Origin of the sequence: Tardiphaga sp. 839_C3_N1_4, from assembly GCF_051811045.1 — a bacterium.
Classification (GTDB): domain Bacteria; phylum Pseudomonadota; class Alphaproteobacteria; order Rhizobiales; family Xanthobacteraceae; genus Tardiphaga.
In genome coordinates this window covers 2,229,009-2,245,280 of record NZ_JBPWQD010000001.1, presented here as the reverse complement: position 1 = coordinate 2,245,280, position 16,272 = coordinate 2,229,009, and the positions used below count along the sequence as shown (strand labels likewise).

The 16,272-nt window shown below is 60.4% G+C and carries 20 protein-coding genes and 1 tRNA gene; 10 read left to right on the top strand and 11 right to left on the bottom strand.

Features of this window, described 5'->3' with window-relative positions; genetic code table 11:
- Nucleotides 1-189 precede the first annotated feature (189 nt).
- The 3 genes from AB8A38_RS10870 to AB8A38_RS10860 form a co-directional block, all read right to left on the bottom strand.
- Nucleotides 190-378: a hypothetical protein gene (locus tag AB8A38_RS10870; protein ID WP_439085977.1), complete on the bottom strand. Its 189-nt coding sequence runs from the start codon at nucleotides 376-378 to the stop codon at nucleotides 190-192.
- 241 nt (nucleotides 379-619) lie between these two features.
- A complete protein-coding gene (locus tag AB8A38_RS10865; protein ID WP_439085976.1) occupies nucleotides 620-766 on the bottom strand; it encodes a hypothetical protein in 147 nt (48 codons plus the stop codon).
- 54 nt (nucleotides 767-820) lie between these two features.
- A complete protein-coding gene (locus AB8A38_RS10860; RefSeq protein WP_439085975.1) occupies nucleotides 821-1,084 on the bottom strand; it encodes a hypothetical protein in 264 nt (87 codons plus the stop codon).
- A 382-nt stretch (nucleotides 1,085-1,466) separates the two neighbouring features.
- Between AB8A38_RS10860 and AB8A38_RS10855 the strand changes: the two genes are divergently transcribed.
- On the top strand, nucleotides 1,467-1,817 hold the full coding sequence (locus tag AB8A38_RS10855; RefSeq protein WP_439085974.1) for a hypothetical protein: 351 nt from the start codon (nucleotides 1,467-1,469) through the stop codon (nucleotides 1,815-1,817).
- Between the two features lie 177 nt (nucleotides 1,818-1,994).
- Nucleotides 1,995-2,414 carry a hypothetical protein gene (locus AB8A38_RS10850; RefSeq protein ID WP_439085973.1) on the top strand — a complete coding sequence of 140 codons (420 nt, stop codon included), beginning with the start codon at nucleotides 1,995-1,997 and terminating at the stop codon, nucleotides 2,412-2,414.
- Here the strand turns inward: AB8A38_RS10850 and AB8A38_RS10845 are convergent.
- On the bottom strand, nucleotides 2,404-2,658 hold the full coding sequence (locus AB8A38_RS10845) for a hypothetical protein (RefSeq protein ID WP_439085972.1): 255 nt from the start codon (nucleotides 2,656-2,658) through the stop codon (nucleotides 2,404-2,406). The two genes, AB8A38_RS10850 and AB8A38_RS10845, sit on opposite strands and share 11 nt — an antisense overlap.
- A gap of 274 nt (nucleotides 2,659-2,932) precedes the next feature.
- Here AB8A38_RS10845 and AB8A38_RS10840 point away from each other — a divergent pair, with 274 nt between their 5' ends.
- A complete protein-coding gene (locus tag AB8A38_RS10840; RefSeq protein ID WP_439088499.1) occupies nucleotides 2,933-3,238 on the top strand; it encodes a PilZ domain-containing protein in 306 nt (101 codons plus the stop codon).
- A 463-nt stretch (nucleotides 3,239-3,701) separates the two neighbouring features.
- Here AB8A38_RS10840 and AB8A38_RS10835 read toward each other — a convergent pair.
- The 3 genes from AB8A38_RS10835 to AB8A38_RS10825 all read right to left on the bottom strand — a co-directional run bounded on the left by AB8A38_RS10835 (nucleotide 3,702) and on the right by AB8A38_RS10825 (nucleotide 5,941).
- Nucleotides 3,702-3,776 (bottom strand) — tRNA-Val (locus AB8A38_RS10835).
- Between the two features lie 183 nt (nucleotides 3,777-3,959).
- Nucleotides 3,960-5,222 carry a hypothetical protein gene (locus AB8A38_RS10830; RefSeq protein ID WP_439085971.1) on the bottom strand — a complete coding sequence of 421 codons (1,263 nt, stop codon included), beginning with the start codon at nucleotides 5,220-5,222 and terminating at the stop codon, nucleotides 3,960-3,962.
- A gap of 134 nt (nucleotides 5,223-5,356) precedes the next feature.
- Nucleotides 5,357-5,941, bottom strand: coding sequence for a DUF1134 domain-containing protein (locus AB8A38_RS10825; RefSeq protein ID WP_089267524.1), 585 nt, complete (start codon nucleotides 5,939-5,941; stop codon nucleotides 5,357-5,359).
- A gap of 113 nt (nucleotides 5,942-6,054) precedes the next feature.
- Between AB8A38_RS10825 and AB8A38_RS10820 the strand changes: the two genes are divergently transcribed.
- Complete coding sequence (locus tag AB8A38_RS10820; protein ID WP_176454721.1) at nucleotides 6,055-6,549, top strand: YHS domain-containing (seleno)protein; 495 nt, start codon at nucleotides 6,055-6,057, stop codon at nucleotides 6,547-6,549.
- A 7-nt stretch (nucleotides 6,550-6,556) separates the two neighbouring features.
- Here AB8A38_RS10820 and cysQ read toward each other — a convergent pair whose 3' ends face one another.
- Nucleotides 6,557-7,393 (bottom strand): 3'(2'),5'-bisphosphate nucleotidase CysQ, encoded by an 837-nt coding sequence (cysQ, locus tag AB8A38_RS10815; RefSeq protein WP_439085970.1) that lies wholly within the window; start codon nucleotides 7,391-7,393, stop codon nucleotides 6,557-6,559.
- Between the two features lie 170 nt (nucleotides 7,394-7,563).
- On the opposite strand from cysQ, the gene chpT reads away from it, so the two are divergent.
- The 6 genes from chpT (at nucleotide 7,564) to AB8A38_RS10785 (ending at nucleotide 14,206) form a co-directional block, all read left to right on the top strand.
- A complete protein-coding gene (gene chpT, locus AB8A38_RS10810; RefSeq protein WP_068737134.1) occupies nucleotides 7,564-8,211 on the top strand; it encodes a histidine phosphotransferase ChpT in 648 nt (215 codons plus the stop codon).
- Between the two features lie 200 nt (nucleotides 8,212-8,411).
- Nucleotides 8,412-11,141 (top strand): hybrid sensor histidine kinase/response regulator, encoded by a 2,730-nt coding sequence (locus tag AB8A38_RS10805; protein ID WP_439085969.1) that lies wholly within the window; start codon nucleotides 8,412-8,414, stop codon nucleotides 11,139-11,141.
- An 11-nt stretch (nucleotides 11,142-11,152) separates the two neighbouring features.
- Nucleotides 11,153-11,647 carry a chemotaxis protein CheW gene (locus AB8A38_RS10800; protein ID WP_315841175.1) on the top strand — a complete coding sequence of 165 codons (495 nt, stop codon included), beginning with the start codon at nucleotides 11,153-11,155 and terminating at the stop codon, nucleotides 11,645-11,647.
- Nucleotides 11,648-11,692: 45 nt separating this feature from the next.
- Nucleotides 11,693-12,058, top strand: coding sequence for a response regulator (locus tag AB8A38_RS10795; protein WP_068737128.1), 366 nt, complete (start codon nucleotides 11,693-11,695; stop codon nucleotides 12,056-12,058).
- A gap of 103 nt (nucleotides 12,059-12,161) precedes the next feature.
- Nucleotides 12,162-13,328: a protein-glutamate methylesterase/protein-glutamine glutaminase gene (locus tag AB8A38_RS10790; protein WP_439085968.1), complete on the top strand. Its 1,167-nt coding sequence runs from the start codon at nucleotides 12,162-12,164 to the stop codon at nucleotides 13,326-13,328.
- Complete coding sequence (locus tag AB8A38_RS10785; RefSeq protein WP_315841177.1) at nucleotides 13,325-14,206, top strand: CheR family methyltransferase; 882 nt, start codon at nucleotides 13,325-13,327, stop codon at nucleotides 14,204-14,206. Before AB8A38_RS10790 ends, AB8A38_RS10785 begins: the two co-directional genes overlap by 4 nt.
- A 6-nt stretch (nucleotides 14,207-14,212) precedes the next feature.
- On the opposite strand, the gene AB8A38_RS10780 is transcribed toward AB8A38_RS10785, so the two are convergent.
- The 3 genes from AB8A38_RS10780 to AB8A38_RS10770 are packed head-to-tail and all read right to left on the bottom strand — an operon-like array spanning nucleotide 14,213 to nucleotide 16,179.
- Nucleotides 14,213-15,370, bottom strand: a complete 1,158-nt coding sequence (locus AB8A38_RS10780; RefSeq protein ID WP_439085967.1) for a glutathionylspermidine synthase family protein — start codon at nucleotides 15,368-15,370, stop codon at nucleotides 14,213-14,215.
- Between the two features lie 6 nt (nucleotides 15,371-15,376).
- Nucleotides 15,377-15,772: a hypothetical protein gene (locus tag AB8A38_RS10775; RefSeq protein ID WP_439085966.1), complete on the bottom strand. Its 396-nt coding sequence runs from the start codon at nucleotides 15,770-15,772 to the stop codon at nucleotides 15,377-15,379.
- On the bottom strand, nucleotides 15,769-16,179 hold the full coding sequence (locus tag AB8A38_RS10770; RefSeq protein WP_439085965.1) for a DUF350 domain-containing protein: 411 nt from the start codon (nucleotides 16,177-16,179) through the stop codon (nucleotides 15,769-15,771). Before AB8A38_RS10770 ends, AB8A38_RS10775 begins: the two co-directional genes overlap by 4 nt.
- Between the last annotated feature and the right edge of the window lie 93 nt (nucleotides 16,180-16,272).

Sequence of the window (16,272 nt, the reverse complement as noted above, 5' to 3'; positions counted from 1 at the left end):
CACGCTAGGTAGACGTCCTGTGGCGGGAAAGGTTCAGCCCTGCGACGAAATGGCCTTATGGCTGGGCGACGGGTGCCCATCCAATCTCCCAACTCTCGACGATGCCAAAGTGTCTCCAAGCGGCCTGCTGACGCCTTTGGGCGGGTGGCCGTGGGGAGGTTCGCCGAAGGCGGACGGGCGTCCAGTAAATCAGTTGGCTTTGCCGAGAACCGGCTCGATGGCGAGCGCCGTCGCAGGCGTGATTGAAAGATGATCTGCCCTTTGCCGATATTCGGCAGACAGGCTCATCAGCCTGTCGATGGTCAGGCTGTCTCCAACTGTACGAGCGAGGCGCTCGGCTCTATCGGCCTTATCGCGCAGATTTTTAATATCGGTCATTGGTGTCCCCCAATCGCCAATACAATTTGAGGCAAATGGTTCCGTTCCGCTGCAACCGCGGGGACTAAAATCATGGTTAGTAAAGTCTGAACGTTGACGGACAGGCAAAAGGCCTCGCTGAGGGGGACAGCAAGGCCTTTCGCGCCGGGAGCCCTGGAAGGCTCGACCGTCAGAGATTCCTAAATAGGCGCGCGCGGTCTGACTGCAAGATGGGGCCGGGCTCCAGCCGAAACGGAGGGGTTTACGGAAACCAGATGGCGGCGGCGCAAAAGGCAAGCTGCCCGACAATAAGAATGACGGCTCCCGTCACCCACCACTTCTCCTGATGCGCAATCGGATTGGTATTCGTGTTGCTGAAGTAATCCAGCAAAAGCCGGTCATCGCGCATGTTCGCCCCCAATCGTTGAAGGCGATAGAATCTGCGTCGCGGGAATCCGTCAAGTCATCGGATGGCGTGTGATCTCTTCGTCACAGCAACGCGGCAGAGGCCGACTCGTTCTGTGTCAATGCCAACCGCGAAGCTGGCAAGTTCTTCCGCCGCGTCGTACTGCGCCTCGCTGGGAAACTCCTTCTCGCATATGAGGCCGACGCGAGCTTCACAGATAGTTTCGAGCGGGTAGAGGCTGGCAACGGTGCCGTCGTCGTGGACGAAGTGGGTGTATCGCCCACGGTTATTCGCAAGCTGAAAGCTGATGCGCTCAAGCATGATGATGTCCCTGATGTGAGGAGTAGGGACAAGCATGATTCAAAATCGAGTATACCGCACGTGATTTTAGGGTGCGTGGCGGGGCCTTATGAACCATTTGAGGCTGGAAATGACTAAAGGGCATGACAAACAGAAAAGCCCTTATCATCGCATCGGCGGTCGGGATGATTATCTCGGCTATACTTCTGGTGACACCAAGTAGTCTCGGATGGTTTGGCCCGGGAGCCCCAGGCTTGGCCGCAGCGGTCGTTTTCTGGAAAATCCTGGGAGAGGAATCTCTTTGGGGTGTCGCTGTAGCGTGGGTAGCGAACGCGGCCGTCTACGGGGCAGGCGCCTTCGCATTAATCACGGCCATCAATCGTTCCAAAGTCTCTCACGGAAAATGACCATCCAAGTCGCAACTTCGGTATATGCCGCCCTTTGTACAGTTCATTATTTCTATGCCCTGTTGCGGAGACCCGAGCAATTGTCCGCAATGGCCCTCGCTGAAAACCTATGCGTTCAACAGCTCGTTTTCGCCTATAGAATGGGTGCGGTGATAGGCGTGAGTGCGATGGCGTTTCTCGCGCTCAAAGAGATTTACTTCTTCATCCAAGGCCATCGGCTGGGCGTCGCATATGACGATTACATCGGCCTCCCTCTGATGTTCCTCGCGTTCGTATTTTTGAATGGTCTCGATAAAATTGCAGTCGAACTAACCGCATCGCGGCGGGCGGCGAAACTTTCTAATTGACGTATACAACGTCTGGACTCAGCATCCTGGTAAGGCCGGTGACATGCACCTCATCGGCCCAGGACGGTAAGCATAAGAAACCTGCCGTCCGGCCTATCTCTTCGGTGCATAGGCCAAACAACAGAAAGAAGGTGCATGGATGCAATCACACCTCCATCGATAACCCACGACGGTCTTATGACCGCTCTCGCCAAACATCTGAGCGTCAATTCTGACCGGATGATTTGGGAGGATATGCAGCTTGGGCCATCTGGTTCGCCGCGTCCTGACGTCTACACAATCTTGAAAAGCTACAGCCGACCGCTGCCTACGGCCTACGAGTGCAAGATTTCGGCCGCTGACTTTCGTTCGGATGTGACCAGCGGGAAGTGGCAGAAATACTTACAGTATGCAGGAGCTGTAATCTTTTGCACCCCGAGAGGGCTCATTGAAAAGGAAGACGTCCCCAAGGGTTGCGGCCTCATTTATTTCTACGAAGATACAGGCACGTTCCGCACAGTGAGGAACGCGACCTATAACGCCGTCACCATTCCACAAGATGCTCTGTTGAAGCTATTGATCGATGGTGTGAGGCGTGCCGTCGAACCTAACGGCTGAAATTGACCTGACGAGCCGCGAGATTGATCGCTCGTGGCCAAGCGTCTGACAGATGATGCGGCTCTAGCAGCGCCCAGTCTTCATCGCTGAGTGTCATTTCACTCGCCAATTTCTCCAGCATCTCTGCGGCAGGTAGATTTCTCGAGTCGAGAGGGAAGGCGGCGTGCTTGTCACGGCGAAAGCGGCCCGAGGCCTTTAACCGCGTAATGAGGTCGTCGGTGCATTCAGATTTTTGGTCGTTCATGTTTGACTTTTGGTTGGCCGGAAAATTCCGGCAGTGTGGCCAGCAGAAAAAAGCCCGTGCTGGCGTCGGGTGGACTGAGTTCAATGTTCTTTAACGAGGCGGTGGTATTTACATGACGCTGCGGCTCGTTCTGCGTGCCGCAGGATTATGAGAATTTATTTTGATATTAGACCGAGCCGCGAATGGCGACGTCCGGCGTTTTGCCGACTTGGACCGAACCTCGGACCGCGCTGGGTCAACTCTCGATTTTATTCGAGGACTGGTGCTAGCCATGGTGGAAGTAGAAAATCGCAAAGCGCATCGCGTTACTTTTGCGCGCGGCTTCGACGTCCACATCATGGCGATTGATGGCACGTGGCGACGGGAGTGCATCTTGAAAGATGTTTCCGAGATCGGCGCTCAACTCATAACCAAATCGCCAATTAGCGGGTTGAACCTAAAAGAGTTCTTCATGCTTCTTTCCACCACGGGCCTCGCGTTTCGTCGTTGCGAATTGGCTTGGGTGAACGGCGACCAGCTTGGTGTGAACTTCCTACGACTGGGTAAGAAGACAGCACGGCCGGTCGATAGGCCGGACTGACCGAGTGCCTTTGATGGCATCTGTCGTGACTGCTAATAGTGACCTTCGTCCCTGTAGGAGCTTGCCCATTCGGTCCAGCGCGTCACGGCAGCACTTTCAGTTCGAGCTTTGAGGGTGTGGGACGCTTTGACGTAGGTGCCGCTGGCAATCCAGACGCTTTTCGACTTCTGATCGGTGACGACTTCGCACGGCACGCCCCAGACCAATACCGAAAAATAAGCCACCCGAACCCCGATCAAAAAACCGACCATGTCATGGGGGCGACTGCTTGGCCGTCACCTAAACAGGTGAGGCGCGGAAGGTTTTGCGGGCCACTGAAGCTGGGAACGACCCAAGAACGCACTGCACGGATTTGCACGGATTTGCACGCCAAATCATGCTTCGTTCTGCCAATTAGTGCTGATACGCGACCGTTGGTATGCCAGTCGGCGTCGGATTATTCGTTTAATATCATTGGCTTAAATGGTGGGCGCACAAGGGATCGAACCTTGGACCTCTCCCGTGTGAAGGGAACGCTCTCCCGCTGAGCTATGCGCCCGGGATGCCGTACAGACCAAAAGGCCGGGCGGTAATGGCCCGGCGGGGACTGACGTCAGTGGCGCGATTTAGGGAATAGGGGGCGGGGGTGTCAAGCAAACCCTGCCGCAAGTTCTAACAATAAGTCCGCACAATGGGGCTCCCCGTCCGGCCGGGCGGCCGATCCGGGTTCCCGGCCCGCGATTTAGCCCGGCTGCGTGGCGCGGGAGGCGTGGGACTGCAGCGCCCGGATCCGGTCGGCGAGGGTGCTGTTGGGGGGGAAACCTGCATCATTGGCCGGGCGCGGCTGGGCTGTCGGGGCCGGTTCGGCGGCCAGGATCGCCTCGATGGGGGAATTCGGCCCTTCCAGCGTCATCGCCATCTTGGCCACTTCGGCGGCGATGTCGTTGATGCGCTCGCGCAGCAGGGCGTTTTCCATGCGCTCGGTGGCCCATGCGCTCTCGGCCTGCTGATGGACGCCGTTGAGGTCGCGCTGCAGCTTGGCGCGCTCCTCGCGGGCGGCGGCGAGCTCGGTCTCCACGGCGGCCTTCTCGGCGCGCAGCTTCTCGAGGACAGGGGATCCCTTGGCGCCGTTCATGGCGGCGAGCTCGACGCGCAGGTCGCGCGCGATCTGTTCGGCGGCTTCATAGGCCTGGCGGAGCTGGCTGTTTTCGAAATCGCGCTCGGCCAGGATTTTGCTCTGGGTCGAGAGCTGGCTCTCGAGATCGGTGACACGGGCGCCGAGCTGTTCGGCTTCGCGCACCTGAATGGTGAGCTGCTGATCGAGATCAGTCACGCGCTGGCTGAGATTCTCGACGCGCGCGCGCGCCTCGGTGAGTTCGCGCGTCGCGGTGTCGGATTCGCCGCGCTGCAGTTCCAGCCGGTGCTGCGTATTGGCGAATTCCTTTTCGGCATCGCCGACGCGGCCCTTCAATTCCTCGACCTGCGCGCGCACAGCAATGAGTTCGACCTGGCGGGTGTCGGCCACCATGGAGCGGTCCGAGAGGTCGTGGTTCAGCTTGGCGAGTTCGCTCTGCTTGTCTCTCAAGGCCTGTTCGGCGGCGCGCAACGCTTCCGTCTTGCTGGTGAAGTCGGCCTCGGTGAGGCCGAGCTTTTCCTTCACGGCGGCTTCACGGGCTTCCAGCGCGAAGATCGTGGCGTTCTTTTCGCCGAGCTCAAGCTTCATGCGGTTGATGGCGTCGGACTTCTTGCCGAGTTCGGCGAGCTGGCTGGTGGTCTTGTTCTTGAGCTGGTCGACGCTCATTTCCAGCCGGCGCGCCGCCATCGCGAATTCCGCGCGCAGCTGGTCCTTGTCGGCCTGGATTTCCGCCATCGACAGCGGTGTCGCGGCTTCGAGCCGGCGGGTGGTGAGGCGCACGGCGCGGTTATGCACCAGCGGCATGATCATGAGGCCGCAGAGCATCGAGATCAGAAAACCGATCGCCAGATACATGATCGGTTCAACCATGACGAATGCTCCCACGCTCTCAAAATGCAGCGGTTACCATGCCATGGCACCGCCGGCAAAGACAGCGTAACGCCTCGTTAACCTTTATTCAGCCGTTCAGAAGCGCTTGATCGCAGGACTGCGCGATCGAGGGCCTAGAATGGGTTCCAGGTCGCGCTGGGGGTATATTTGAGATACCCGATATTGGCGCCGAGCCGCAGGCCGAGACCCGAACGGATTGGCACCAACACGACGTTGTTGGCAGTCAGTGCCGTCATGCCGAAGCCGCCGATGATGTAGGCGGAACCGTCGATACCGGCGAAGCGCTGATAGATCGCCTGGGTGGCGGGCAGGTTATAGACCAGCGTCATGGTGCGGGCGCCGTCGCCGCCCCAGTCGAAGCCGACCGAGGGACCCTGCCAGTAGACGCGCAGGTCGCCGGCATTCTTAGTATAGAGCGTGCCTTCGCCATAACGCAGGCCTGCCACGATTGCGCCGCTGCCTTCCTCGCCCAGAATATAACCGTTCGGCAGGCCCCACTGGCTGACGGCCTTTTCGATCACCGAAGCAAGGCCGCGCGAGACATTGCCAAAGAAGCGATGGCCGGCCGTCATGAGTTCTTCGGACCGATAGGTGTCCGGTGCGGCCTGGCCGCGCGGTGGTTGCTGCGCAGAAGCCGGCGAGAAGGCGAGCGTGAACGTGGCGAGCGCGACCGCTGCCAGGCGTGATGCGAAGGTCATGAAAAGAACCCCTGGTATTTCAAATTTGCGACCGCGGCTTTAACCGGATGCTGAGAAGCACGGTTTAACTCTGCAGTCATTGTCCCCGACTCCCTATACTATCGGTATCAACTATGACGGCACAACGGCGGGAATTGTCAGGCTGGAGCCGTGGAATTGCCTTGATTCTGCTGCTGGCGGCCGCTCTCGTCCCGGCGGGCGCGCAGGCTGCGACCAGTGAACGCGTGGTCACTGACCGGTATACGGGTCTCGCAATCAGCGGTTTCGATCCGGTGGCCTATTTCACCGAAGGCCGCCCGACGCTGGGGCAGCCGGATTTCGAAATGTCGGAAGAGGGCACCGTCTGGCGCTTCCGCAATGAGGGCAACCGCGCCTCCTTCGCCGCGCATCCGGACATCTACGGTCCGCAATTCGGTGGCTATGATCCGGTCGATGTCGCCCGCGGGGTCGCCTTCGCCGGCAATCCGCGTTTGTGGCTCATTACGGGCGAACGCCTTTATCTGTTCGGCCGGGAGGAAACCCGCGACGCCTTTGCTGCGGCACCGGCCAAATATCTGCCCGGCGCGCGCAAGCGCTGGCCGGGCGTGCAGGATATCCTGGCGAAATAATGCGGGTTCAGCCGCGCGTGCTCGCGGTGGGGTCACCCCAGGCGATGAATTCCGGCACAATGAAGTCTTCCCGGTTGCCGCCGAAGCGAACCGCCTTGCCAAAGGTGTCCGTCACCTTGCCACCCGCAGCCACCACCACGGCATGGCCGGCGGCCACATCCCACTCACAAGTCGGCGCCAGCCGCGGATAGACGTCGGCCTGGCCCTCCGCCACGCGGCAGAATTTCAGCGCTGAGCCGAACTCCTGTCTGACAGCACCGGGGCGGCTGGCGATGAAAGCCTCGGTTCGCTGGTCGCCATGGGAACGGCTGACCGCAGCGGTCCATGCTGCGCCCGGAGCAGGCGCAGCGCGGGTCTGGATCGGTGTGACCTTGCGGATGGACAGGTCTGGTGCGAGTTCGACACGTTCGGCACCGCGGCCGACCAGCCCGCGCCAGATCAGCCCGAGGGCGGGGGCACCGACGATGCCGAGCAATGGTGCGCCATCGACGATCAATGCAATATTGACGGTGAACTCCTGACGGCCGGCGACGAATTCCTTGGTGCCGTCGAGCGGGTCGATCAGGAACAGGGTGCCGGCATAGGGGGGCGTGGCGAGGTGGAGGCGCTCTTCGGACAGCGACGGGATTCCCGGAAACAGCCGCGCCAGTCCTTCGCCGATCACATGGTCGGCTGCGAGATCGGCTTCGGTCACGGGCGAGCCGTCGGCCTTGCCGTCGACCGTCATGACATTGCGGTTGACCTTGAGGATGGCGGCGCCGGCCTGTGCGGCGAGCTCGGTCAGCGGCTCCATCAGGGTGGCAGCCCGCGCGGCATCCATGCGAGGTCGCGAATCATCCGTCATCGACTAGCCTTCATCCCCTGCATGTCATCCCCGTTCATTTCTACGCGTGGGCGTTGCACCGGTGGACTGTGCCAGCCTTGTTGTGGTCGCGCCACCATCTGCGGTGTATCTAACCGTAAAGCAAATGCTTGATTCGCCGTTCATTCTGTGTGGCCCCAGGAGCGCATTTCATGTCCGACACTCCAACGCCAGGTCCGGCCCCCGATGCCCTCGAACTCGCGGCATTGCTCTGTTCGCGGGTCTGCCACGACCTGATCAGCCCCGTGGGCGCCATCGTCAACGGGCTCGAAGTGCTCGACGACAATCCCAAGCCGGAAGACAAGGAATTCGCGCTCGATCTGATCCGCAAGAGCGCCAAGACCGCATCGGCCCGCCTGCAGTTCTGCCGGCTCGCCTTCGGCGCCGCCGGTTCGGCCGGCGCGCAGATCGATCTCGGCGACGCGCAGACCATGTCGCGCGGTCATCTTGAAGACGCCAAGACCAAGATCGAATGGAATCTGCCGCGGCTTCTGCTGCCGAAGAACAAGGTCAAGCTGCTGCTCAACATGCTGGTCATCGCACAGCAGACGATCCCGCGCGGCGGCGTACTCAAGATCGATGGCATCGGCGAAGGTGAGCCGCAGGGTTTCAAGATCACCGCTGCAGGCCTCAACGCACGCCTGCCGCAGGCCATCGTCGATATGCTGGCCTCGGAACAAGTTGGCAGCATCGATGCCCATGCCGTGCAGCCTTACTACACGCGGCTGCTGGCGCAGGCTTGCGGCCTCAAGGTGACCTTGGTGCCCGAAGGCGACGCCATCGTCGTCACCGCGATCTGATCGCAAACTCATTCAACTCTTAATGAACTCTTTACGAGTCCGCCGTTTGGCGGGCTCGTACGCGTGCGAGCATATAGCTAAATGTCGCATTCATTGTTTTTGGGAATGCTCAACTAATATTAAACGCTTTGCGGGGAAAGTAGCCAGACTTCGAAAGGCGTAGCGAAAGTCGCGAGCCTGGAGTGTGAAGGCCTATTTTCATGGATGATCTTCTCCGCGAGTTTTTGACGGAAACCAACGAGAGCCTGGATACGGTTGACAATCAGCTGGTCCGCTTCGAGCAGGATCCGAATAACGCGAAAATTCTCGATAATATTTTTCGCCTGGTTCACACCATCAAGGGCACGTGCGGATTTCTCGGACTGCCCCGTCTCGAAGCCCTGGCCCACGCCGCCGAGACACTCATGGGCAAATTCCGCGATGGAATGCCGGTCACCGGAGAAGCGGTTACGCTGATCCTGACCACGATCGATCGCATCAAGGAAATTCTCAGTCAGCTCGAAGCCACGGAAGTGGAGCCTGAAGGCGTCGACGAAGATCTAATCGGCGAACTGCATCACATGGTCGAAAAAGGCATGGAATCGATGACTGAGTCCGCACCTCCGATCGCACCGGAAGCGCCTGTCGTGGCCGAGTCGGCCCCGCTGATCGTTCCGACCCTCGAGCGTGAGCTGCGCCCCGGTGAAGTCTCGCTCGAAGAGCTTGAGCGCGCCTTCCAGGAAACCGCCATCGAAGTCGCACCGCCGGCAGCTGCCGCGCCTGCGCCAGCAGCGCCCGTTGCCCCGCCGGCTCCGGTTGCCGAGAAGCCTGCAGCTCCCAAGGCCGCCGCGCCGAAGCCCGCTGCCAAAAAGACCGCTGTCGAAGTCGACCAGCCGGAAGCCGACAAGGTTGCTAACCAGTCGATCCGCGTGAACGTCGACACGCTCGAACATCTGATGACCATGGTCTCCGAGCTGGTGCTGACCCGCAACCAGCTGCTGGAAATCAGCCGTCGTCATGAAGACACCGAATTCAAGGTGCCGCTGCAGCGCCTGTCCACCGTGACGGCCGAACTGCAGGACGGCGTCATGAAGACCCGTATGCAGCCGATCGGCAATGCCTGGCAGAAGCTGCCGCGTATCGTGCGCGATCTGGCCGGCGAACTCGGCAAGCAGATCGAACTCGAGATGCACGGCGCCGATACCGAACTCGATCGCCAGGTGCTGGACCTGATCAAGGATCCGCTCACCCACATGGTGCGCAACTCCGCGGATCATGGTCTCGAAACGCCGGCTGAGCGCGCTGCCGACGGCAAGCCGGAGCAGGGCACGATCCGTCTGTCCGCCTATCATGAAGGCGGCCACATTCTGATCTGCATCGCCGACAACGGCCGTGGCCTCAACACCGAGCGGATCAAGGCGAAGGCCATCCAGAATGGTCTGGCCACCGAAGCCGATATCGAGAAGATGTCGGAAGCGCAGATTCATAAGTTCATCTTCGCACCGGGCTTCTCGACTGCGGCCGCCGTCACCAGCGTCTCCGGTCGCGGCGTCGGCATGGACGTGGTGCGCACCAATATCGATCAGATCGGCGGCACCATCGACATCAAGTCAGTGGCCGGCGAGGGCTCCAGCGTCACCATCAAGATCCCGCTCACGCTGGCCATCGTGTCCGCGCTGATCGTCGAAGCCGGTGGTGATCGCTTCGCGATCCCGCAGCTCGCGGTCGTCGAACTGGTGCGTGCGCGCGCCAATTCCGAACATCGCATCGAGCGCATCAAGGACACCCCGGTGCTCCGTCTGCGCAACAAGCTGCTGCCGCTGATGCATCTGAAAAAGCTGCTGCAGATCGATGACGGCTCATCGGCCGATCCGGAGAACGGCTTCATCGTTGTGACCCAGGTGGGCAACCAGACCTTCGGCATCGTTGTCGATGGCGTCTTCCACACCGAAGAAATCGTCGTCAAGCCGATGTCCACCAAGCTGCGTCACATCGGAATGTTCTCCGGCAACACCATCCTTGGCGATGGCGCGGTGATCATGATCGTCGATCCGAACGGTATCGCGCAGGAGCTTGGTGCTCTGGCGTCGAACGCCCACGAGATCGCCGACGAGAATGCCGCGATGCGCGCGATGAATGCAGAACAGCTGACATCGTTGCTCGTGTTCCGCGCCGGCTCGGCACAACCGAAGGCCGTGCCGCTCGGTCTCGTCACGCGTCTGGAAGAAGTGGGCGTCGACAAGGTCGAATTGTCGAACGGCCGCTACATGGTCCAGTACCGCGATCAGCTGATGCCGCTGGTGCAGATGGAAGGCGTGACCGTCCGTACGTCGGGCACCCAGCCGATCCTCGTTTTCGCGGACGACGGTCGCTCGATGGGTCTCGTCGTCGACGAAATCGTCGATATCGTCGAAGAGCGCCTGCATATCGAAGTGGCCAGCGGTCGCGAAGGTATCCTCGGCTCCGCTGTGATCAAGGGTCTCGCGACCGAAGTGATCGACGTCGGTCACTTCCTGCCGATGGCTTTCGCCGATTGGTTCAGCCGCAAGGAAATGCGCGTCTCGGCAACCGCCCAATCGGTGCTGCTGGTCGACGACTCCGCGTTCTTCCGCAACATGCTTTCGCCCGTGCTCAAGGCTGCCGGCTACAAGGTACGCGTCGCCACCAACGCCCAGGAAGGCTTGTCATTCCTGCGCTCGGGGCAGGAGGTCGACGTGATCCTTACCGACATCGAAATGCCGGACATGAACGGCTTCGAATTCGCCGAGACCATCCGTGCCGATCAGAAACTCAGCCACACACCGATCATCGCTCTCTCGGCGATGATCTCTCCGGCTGCCATCGAGCGCGGTCGCCTCGCAGGCTTCCATGACTACGTCGCCAAGTTCGATCGCCCCGGCCTGATCGCGGCGCTCAAAGAACAGACCACTGAAGTTCGTCAGGCTGCGTGAGGGAAATCGCAATGACCACCACCACTACTGCCACCACGACGACCAAGGCTCCGATCGCCGACGGTGCAATCACCGAATACGTGACCACCATGATCGGTGGACAGCTGTTCGGCATGCCGATCTCGCGCGTCCAGGACGTGTTCATGCCGGAGCGCCTGACCCGCGTGCCGCTGTCCTCCAGCGATGTCGCCGGTGTGCTTAATCTGCGCGGTCGAATTGTGACCGCGATCGACATGCGCTCGCGTCTCGGCCTGCCGAAGAACGAAGACGGCAAGCCGCCGATGGCGGTGGGCGTTGATCTCCGCGGTGAATCTTACGGCTTGCTGATCGACTCGATCGGCGAAGTCCTGAAGCTCGCCGATGAGAGCCGTGAAGTGAATCCGGTCAATCTGGATCCCCGGATGGCCAAGATGGCCGATGGTGTCCATCGTCTCGATGGCCAGTTGATGGTTGTGCTCGACGTCGATCGTATTCTTGAAATCTCGCCCGACAAGCTGGCCGCCTAAGACCAGCACTTGGACAATTTTGTCCGCGGTGGAAATGAGGCTCACATGAAGACATGTCTGGTTGTCGATGACTCCAGTGTCATCCGTAAGGTCGCCCGTCGGATTCTCGAAGGTCTCGATTTCGAGATCACCGAAGCTGAAGACGGCGAGAAAGCGCTCGAAATCTGCAAGCAGAACTTGCCGGACGCTGTTCTGCTTGATTGGAACATGCCGGTGATGGATGGTTACGAATTCCTGCGTAACCTGCGCCGCATGCCTGGCGGCGACGTTCCGAAGGTCGTGTTCTGCACGACCGAGAACGACGTGGCCCATATCGCGCGCGCTCTGCATGCCGGCGCGAACGAATACATCATGAAACCGTTCGACAAGGAAATCGTGTCGGCGAAGTTTCAGGAAGTCGGCCTGATCTAACTTTTACGCCGGAATTGCGTATTCCACTTCCGGCGCCTGCCTTTTTGTTTGTGCATTTGTTTTGTCAGTGCATTTGTCGCGTTGTGTTGCGTCCGGTGAGTTCATGAGTGTTGATGTGATAAGTCCTCCTGTCGTCGATTCGCGGTATGAACCACTGCGAGTCATGGTGGTGGACGACTCTGTCGTCATTCGCGGCCTGATTTCGCGCTGGATCGAAGCCGAGCCGGATATGTCGGTCGCGGCCTCACTTCGCACCGGTCTCGATGCTGTCAACCAGATCGAGCGCATCAATCCCGACGTTGCCATTCTCGATATAGAAATGCCGGAGCTCGACGGCATTTCGGCGCTGCCGCAGCTGCTGGCGAAGAAGCGGAATCTCATTATCATCATGGCGTCGACGCTGACCCGCCGGAACGCGGAGATCAGCTTCAAGGCGATGTCGCTCGGCGCCGCCGATTACATTCCGAAACCGGAGAGCACCCGGGAGATTTCCGCAGCCGACGTCTTCAAACACGACCTGCTGCAGAAGATCCGTCATCTTGGCGCGAAGGTTCGGCGCCTGAAGTCAGCGACGACGCCGTCCATCGTGCCGGCTCCCGCGGCCCGCGAGGCTGCGCCGTCTTTCAAGTCCGTGTCATCAGTCGCCGCGCAGGCGCAGCTCGTGAAGCGTCCCTTCAGTGCCACGATGCCACGCGCGCTGCTGATCGGTTCGTCCACGGGTGGTCCGCAGGCCCTGATGACGCTGGTTGCCGAAATCGGCGCCGTGATCGACAAGGTGCCTGTTCTGATCACGCAGCACATGCCGCCGACCTTCACGACCATTCTCGCCGAACATCTCGCCCGGGCCAGCAAGCGTCCGGCTCGCGAAGGTGTCGATGGTGAACTCGTCAAGGCCGGTCAGATCTATCTCGCGCCGGGCGGCAAGCATATGCGCGCCGTCAAGCAGGGCGCCAACATCGCCATCGCGCTCGATGACGGTCCGCCGGTGAACTTCTGCAAGCCTGCTGTCGATCCGCTGTTCACGTCTGCCATCGACGTCTGGCACGGCGCCATTCTCGCCGTTGTGTTGACAGGCATGGGTTCGGACGGCATGCGCGGCGGCAAGGATATCGTTGCGGCCGGCGGCAACGTCATCGCGCAGGACGAAGCATCGAGCGTGGTGTGGGGTATGCCCGGCGCTGCCGCCAATGCGGGCATCTGCTCGGCTATCCTACCGCTCAATCAGATCGGTTCGAAAGTGGTTCGTCTTTTCTCGGGAGATCGGTCATGACACCGGCAGACTATGATTTCCTGCGCAAGTTTCTGAAGGAGCGTTCGGGTCTCGATCTGTCTGCTGACAAGCAGTATCTGGTCGAAAGCCGGTTGATGCCGCTCGCACGCAAGGCCAACCTGTCGGGTCTTGAAGAGCTGGTGCAGAAGATCAAGAACGGCGCAGCCACGCTCGCGTCCGACGTGGTCGAAGCGATGACCACCAACGAAACCTTCTTCTTCCGCGATAAGGTCCCGTTCGACCATCTGCGCGATGTCGTGCTGCCGGAGATGATCCAGGCCCGCGCGGCCCGCAAGAGCCTGCGGATCTGGTGTGCGGCGGCGTCGACCGGTCAGGAGCCGTATTCGATTGCGATGACCATCAAGGAAATGAGCGCCCAGCTCGCCGGATGGCGGATCGAGATTATCGGTACCGACATCTCGCAGCAGGTGCTCGAGAAGTCGAAGTCGGGCATCTACACCCAGTTCGAAGTCCAGCGCGGATTGCCGATCCAGCTGCTGGTGAAATACTTCAAGCAGACCGGCGAAATGTGGCAGATCAATCCGGAGATCCGGTCGATGATCCAGTACAAGCCGCTCAATCTGCTGCAGGACTTCTCCAGCATGGGCAAGTTCGACATCATCTTCTGCCGCAACGTGCTGATCTATTTCGATCAGGAGATGAAGACGCAGATCTTTGGTCGTCTGGCCAAGTGTACGGAGCCCGATGGCTTCCTGGCGCTGGGCGCCGCAGAGACCGTTGTCGGTCTGACCGACGCGTTCAAGCCGCATGCCGACAAGCGTGGCCTGTACCGTCCGAACGTCGTCCGTGCCGCACCGTCGATCGTGCCGAGCATGACGCCTGTGGGTCTGAAGGCTGCTGCTGCGCCGGCGCGCTGAGCTCCGTCACAGGATCGCGTGCGGAATGAAGCGTGACATGTTGCCGGTGATCGGATTCTCATCCTCGCGGATCGAGAGCCCGCATGGCACGTCTTCGACCAGCCAGCTGCCCAGCACCGGATACTGATCCGCAAAGTTCGGCAGCGGCATTAGCGTCTGCCGGATGAAACCTTCTTCGCCATAGGGACCGGGCTGCGCATCGATGGCGCTGCCGCCGCTCACCAGCGTGACATTGGCGCCTTCGCGCGAATAGAGCGGCTTGCGCACATAGGATGTGCCGAGCTCAGCGGCTGCAGCATCATCGTCGAAATAGGCCGGCAGCAGGTTCGGGTGGTTCGGAAACATCGCCCATAGCAGCGGCAGGATGCCCTTGTTGGACAGAATGGCTTTCCACGGTGGCTCGATCCAGCGCGTCGATGCGCCTTTCAGACGGCCGCCGAATGCCTCGCGGAACATCCATTCCCACGGATAAAGCTTGAACATCAGGTCGATCGGCTGGTCCTCGAGATCGACGAAGTGCCCGCTATCGGCATAACCGATGTCCTTGATGTCGATCAGCGCCGGTGTGAGGCCGCCTTGCTGCGCGACATCGGCGAGATACTGTACTGTGCCGCGGTCCTCGGCATTGTCCATGGTGGCTGCGAGATGAATGGCTTTGTCGGTGCCGATCTTGCGCCAGGCTCCGATGAGGCGCTCATGCAGCGAGTTGTATTGATCCGCCCGCTTCGGGATGATCTGGCGCTCGATCGCCTGTTCGAGCCAGGTCCATTGAAACACCGCGGCCTCGAACAGTGAGGTTGGCGTATCCGCGTTGTATTCGAGCAGCTTTGCCGGGCCTTTGCCGTCGAACTGGAAATCGAAACGGCCGTAAAGGCTCGGATCGTTGCGCTGCCAGCTTGCGGCGATGAAGGTCCAGTAAGCCTGCGGAATCTTCAGCAGCCGTAGATAGCGCTCATCCTTGACCGCGCGGCTGACCAGCTCGCGGCACATCGCGTTGAGTTCGGCAGTCGGGGCTTCGATCTGACGCTCGATCTCATCCAGCGTGAAAGCGTAGTAGGCGCGCTCATCCCAATAGCGGTCGCCGGCCTCGGTATGAAATACGAAGCCCGTCGCGGCCGCGGTGGCCTGCCAATCGTCGCGCTCGGAACATGCGATGCGTTGCATGAGAAACTAGCCGCCGCCGGAGAAATGCGAGGCGAAGGAGCCGAAGCCACCATGGGTGACGTGGCTGCTGCTGGATGATGAGCCGTCATATCCGCTGCTGGATGACGATCCGGTGCTGGCGAAGTTGCTGCGTCCGGATGAGCTGCTGCTTCCCGAATAGCCATGGCCGCCGGAGGATGACGACGAACTGCGCTGCTGACACTCCTGCTGCTGGCCGGCGATGGCAGCGCGGTTCGGGTCGCAATGTTCACTCGGCATCAGCGCATAGGCGCCGCCGCCCAGGGCCATCGTGCCCATGAGCAGGAGCGCCACATGGTTGGAACGTTTGCGCGACGGGGCTTCCTCAGGCATCGGCTGCACGGGACGGCGCTTGCCGAAGTTCTTTGCGGGCTCGCTTGTCATGGCGAATACACCATGGAGGCGGCGTTCAGCACGCCGGCGGCAAGGGAGGCGAGGCCGAGCCAGAGGGCCGAGGCCATCTCGCCATTGGCGATGCGATCCGACAATTGCGGCACCGGAATGCGGAGAATGAAATAGACGGCGATCTGCACAATCAGCGCGATGATCGCCCAGATCAGGCAGTCGATGACATTGGCGGAATGGACGATGGCGCTGGCCACCGGCAGCACGAAGCCGAGCAGGCTGAGCCCGAGCGCGATCGCTGCCGGCGCGCAATCCTTGCGGATCAGTACGAACTCGTCATGTGCGGTCACGCGCAGATAGACGAACAGATACAGCATCACGGCGACGATGCCGGTGCAGAAATAGACCAGGAAGGCCGGCAGCCCGACCAGAGATTGCAGAACCATTCCGCCCCCGAATGCGCTTCAAGCGACATCGCTCGATACCGCTCATTGTATTCGTCTCGGCGAGCAATGGGAGAGTTCATCCACGCAAACAAA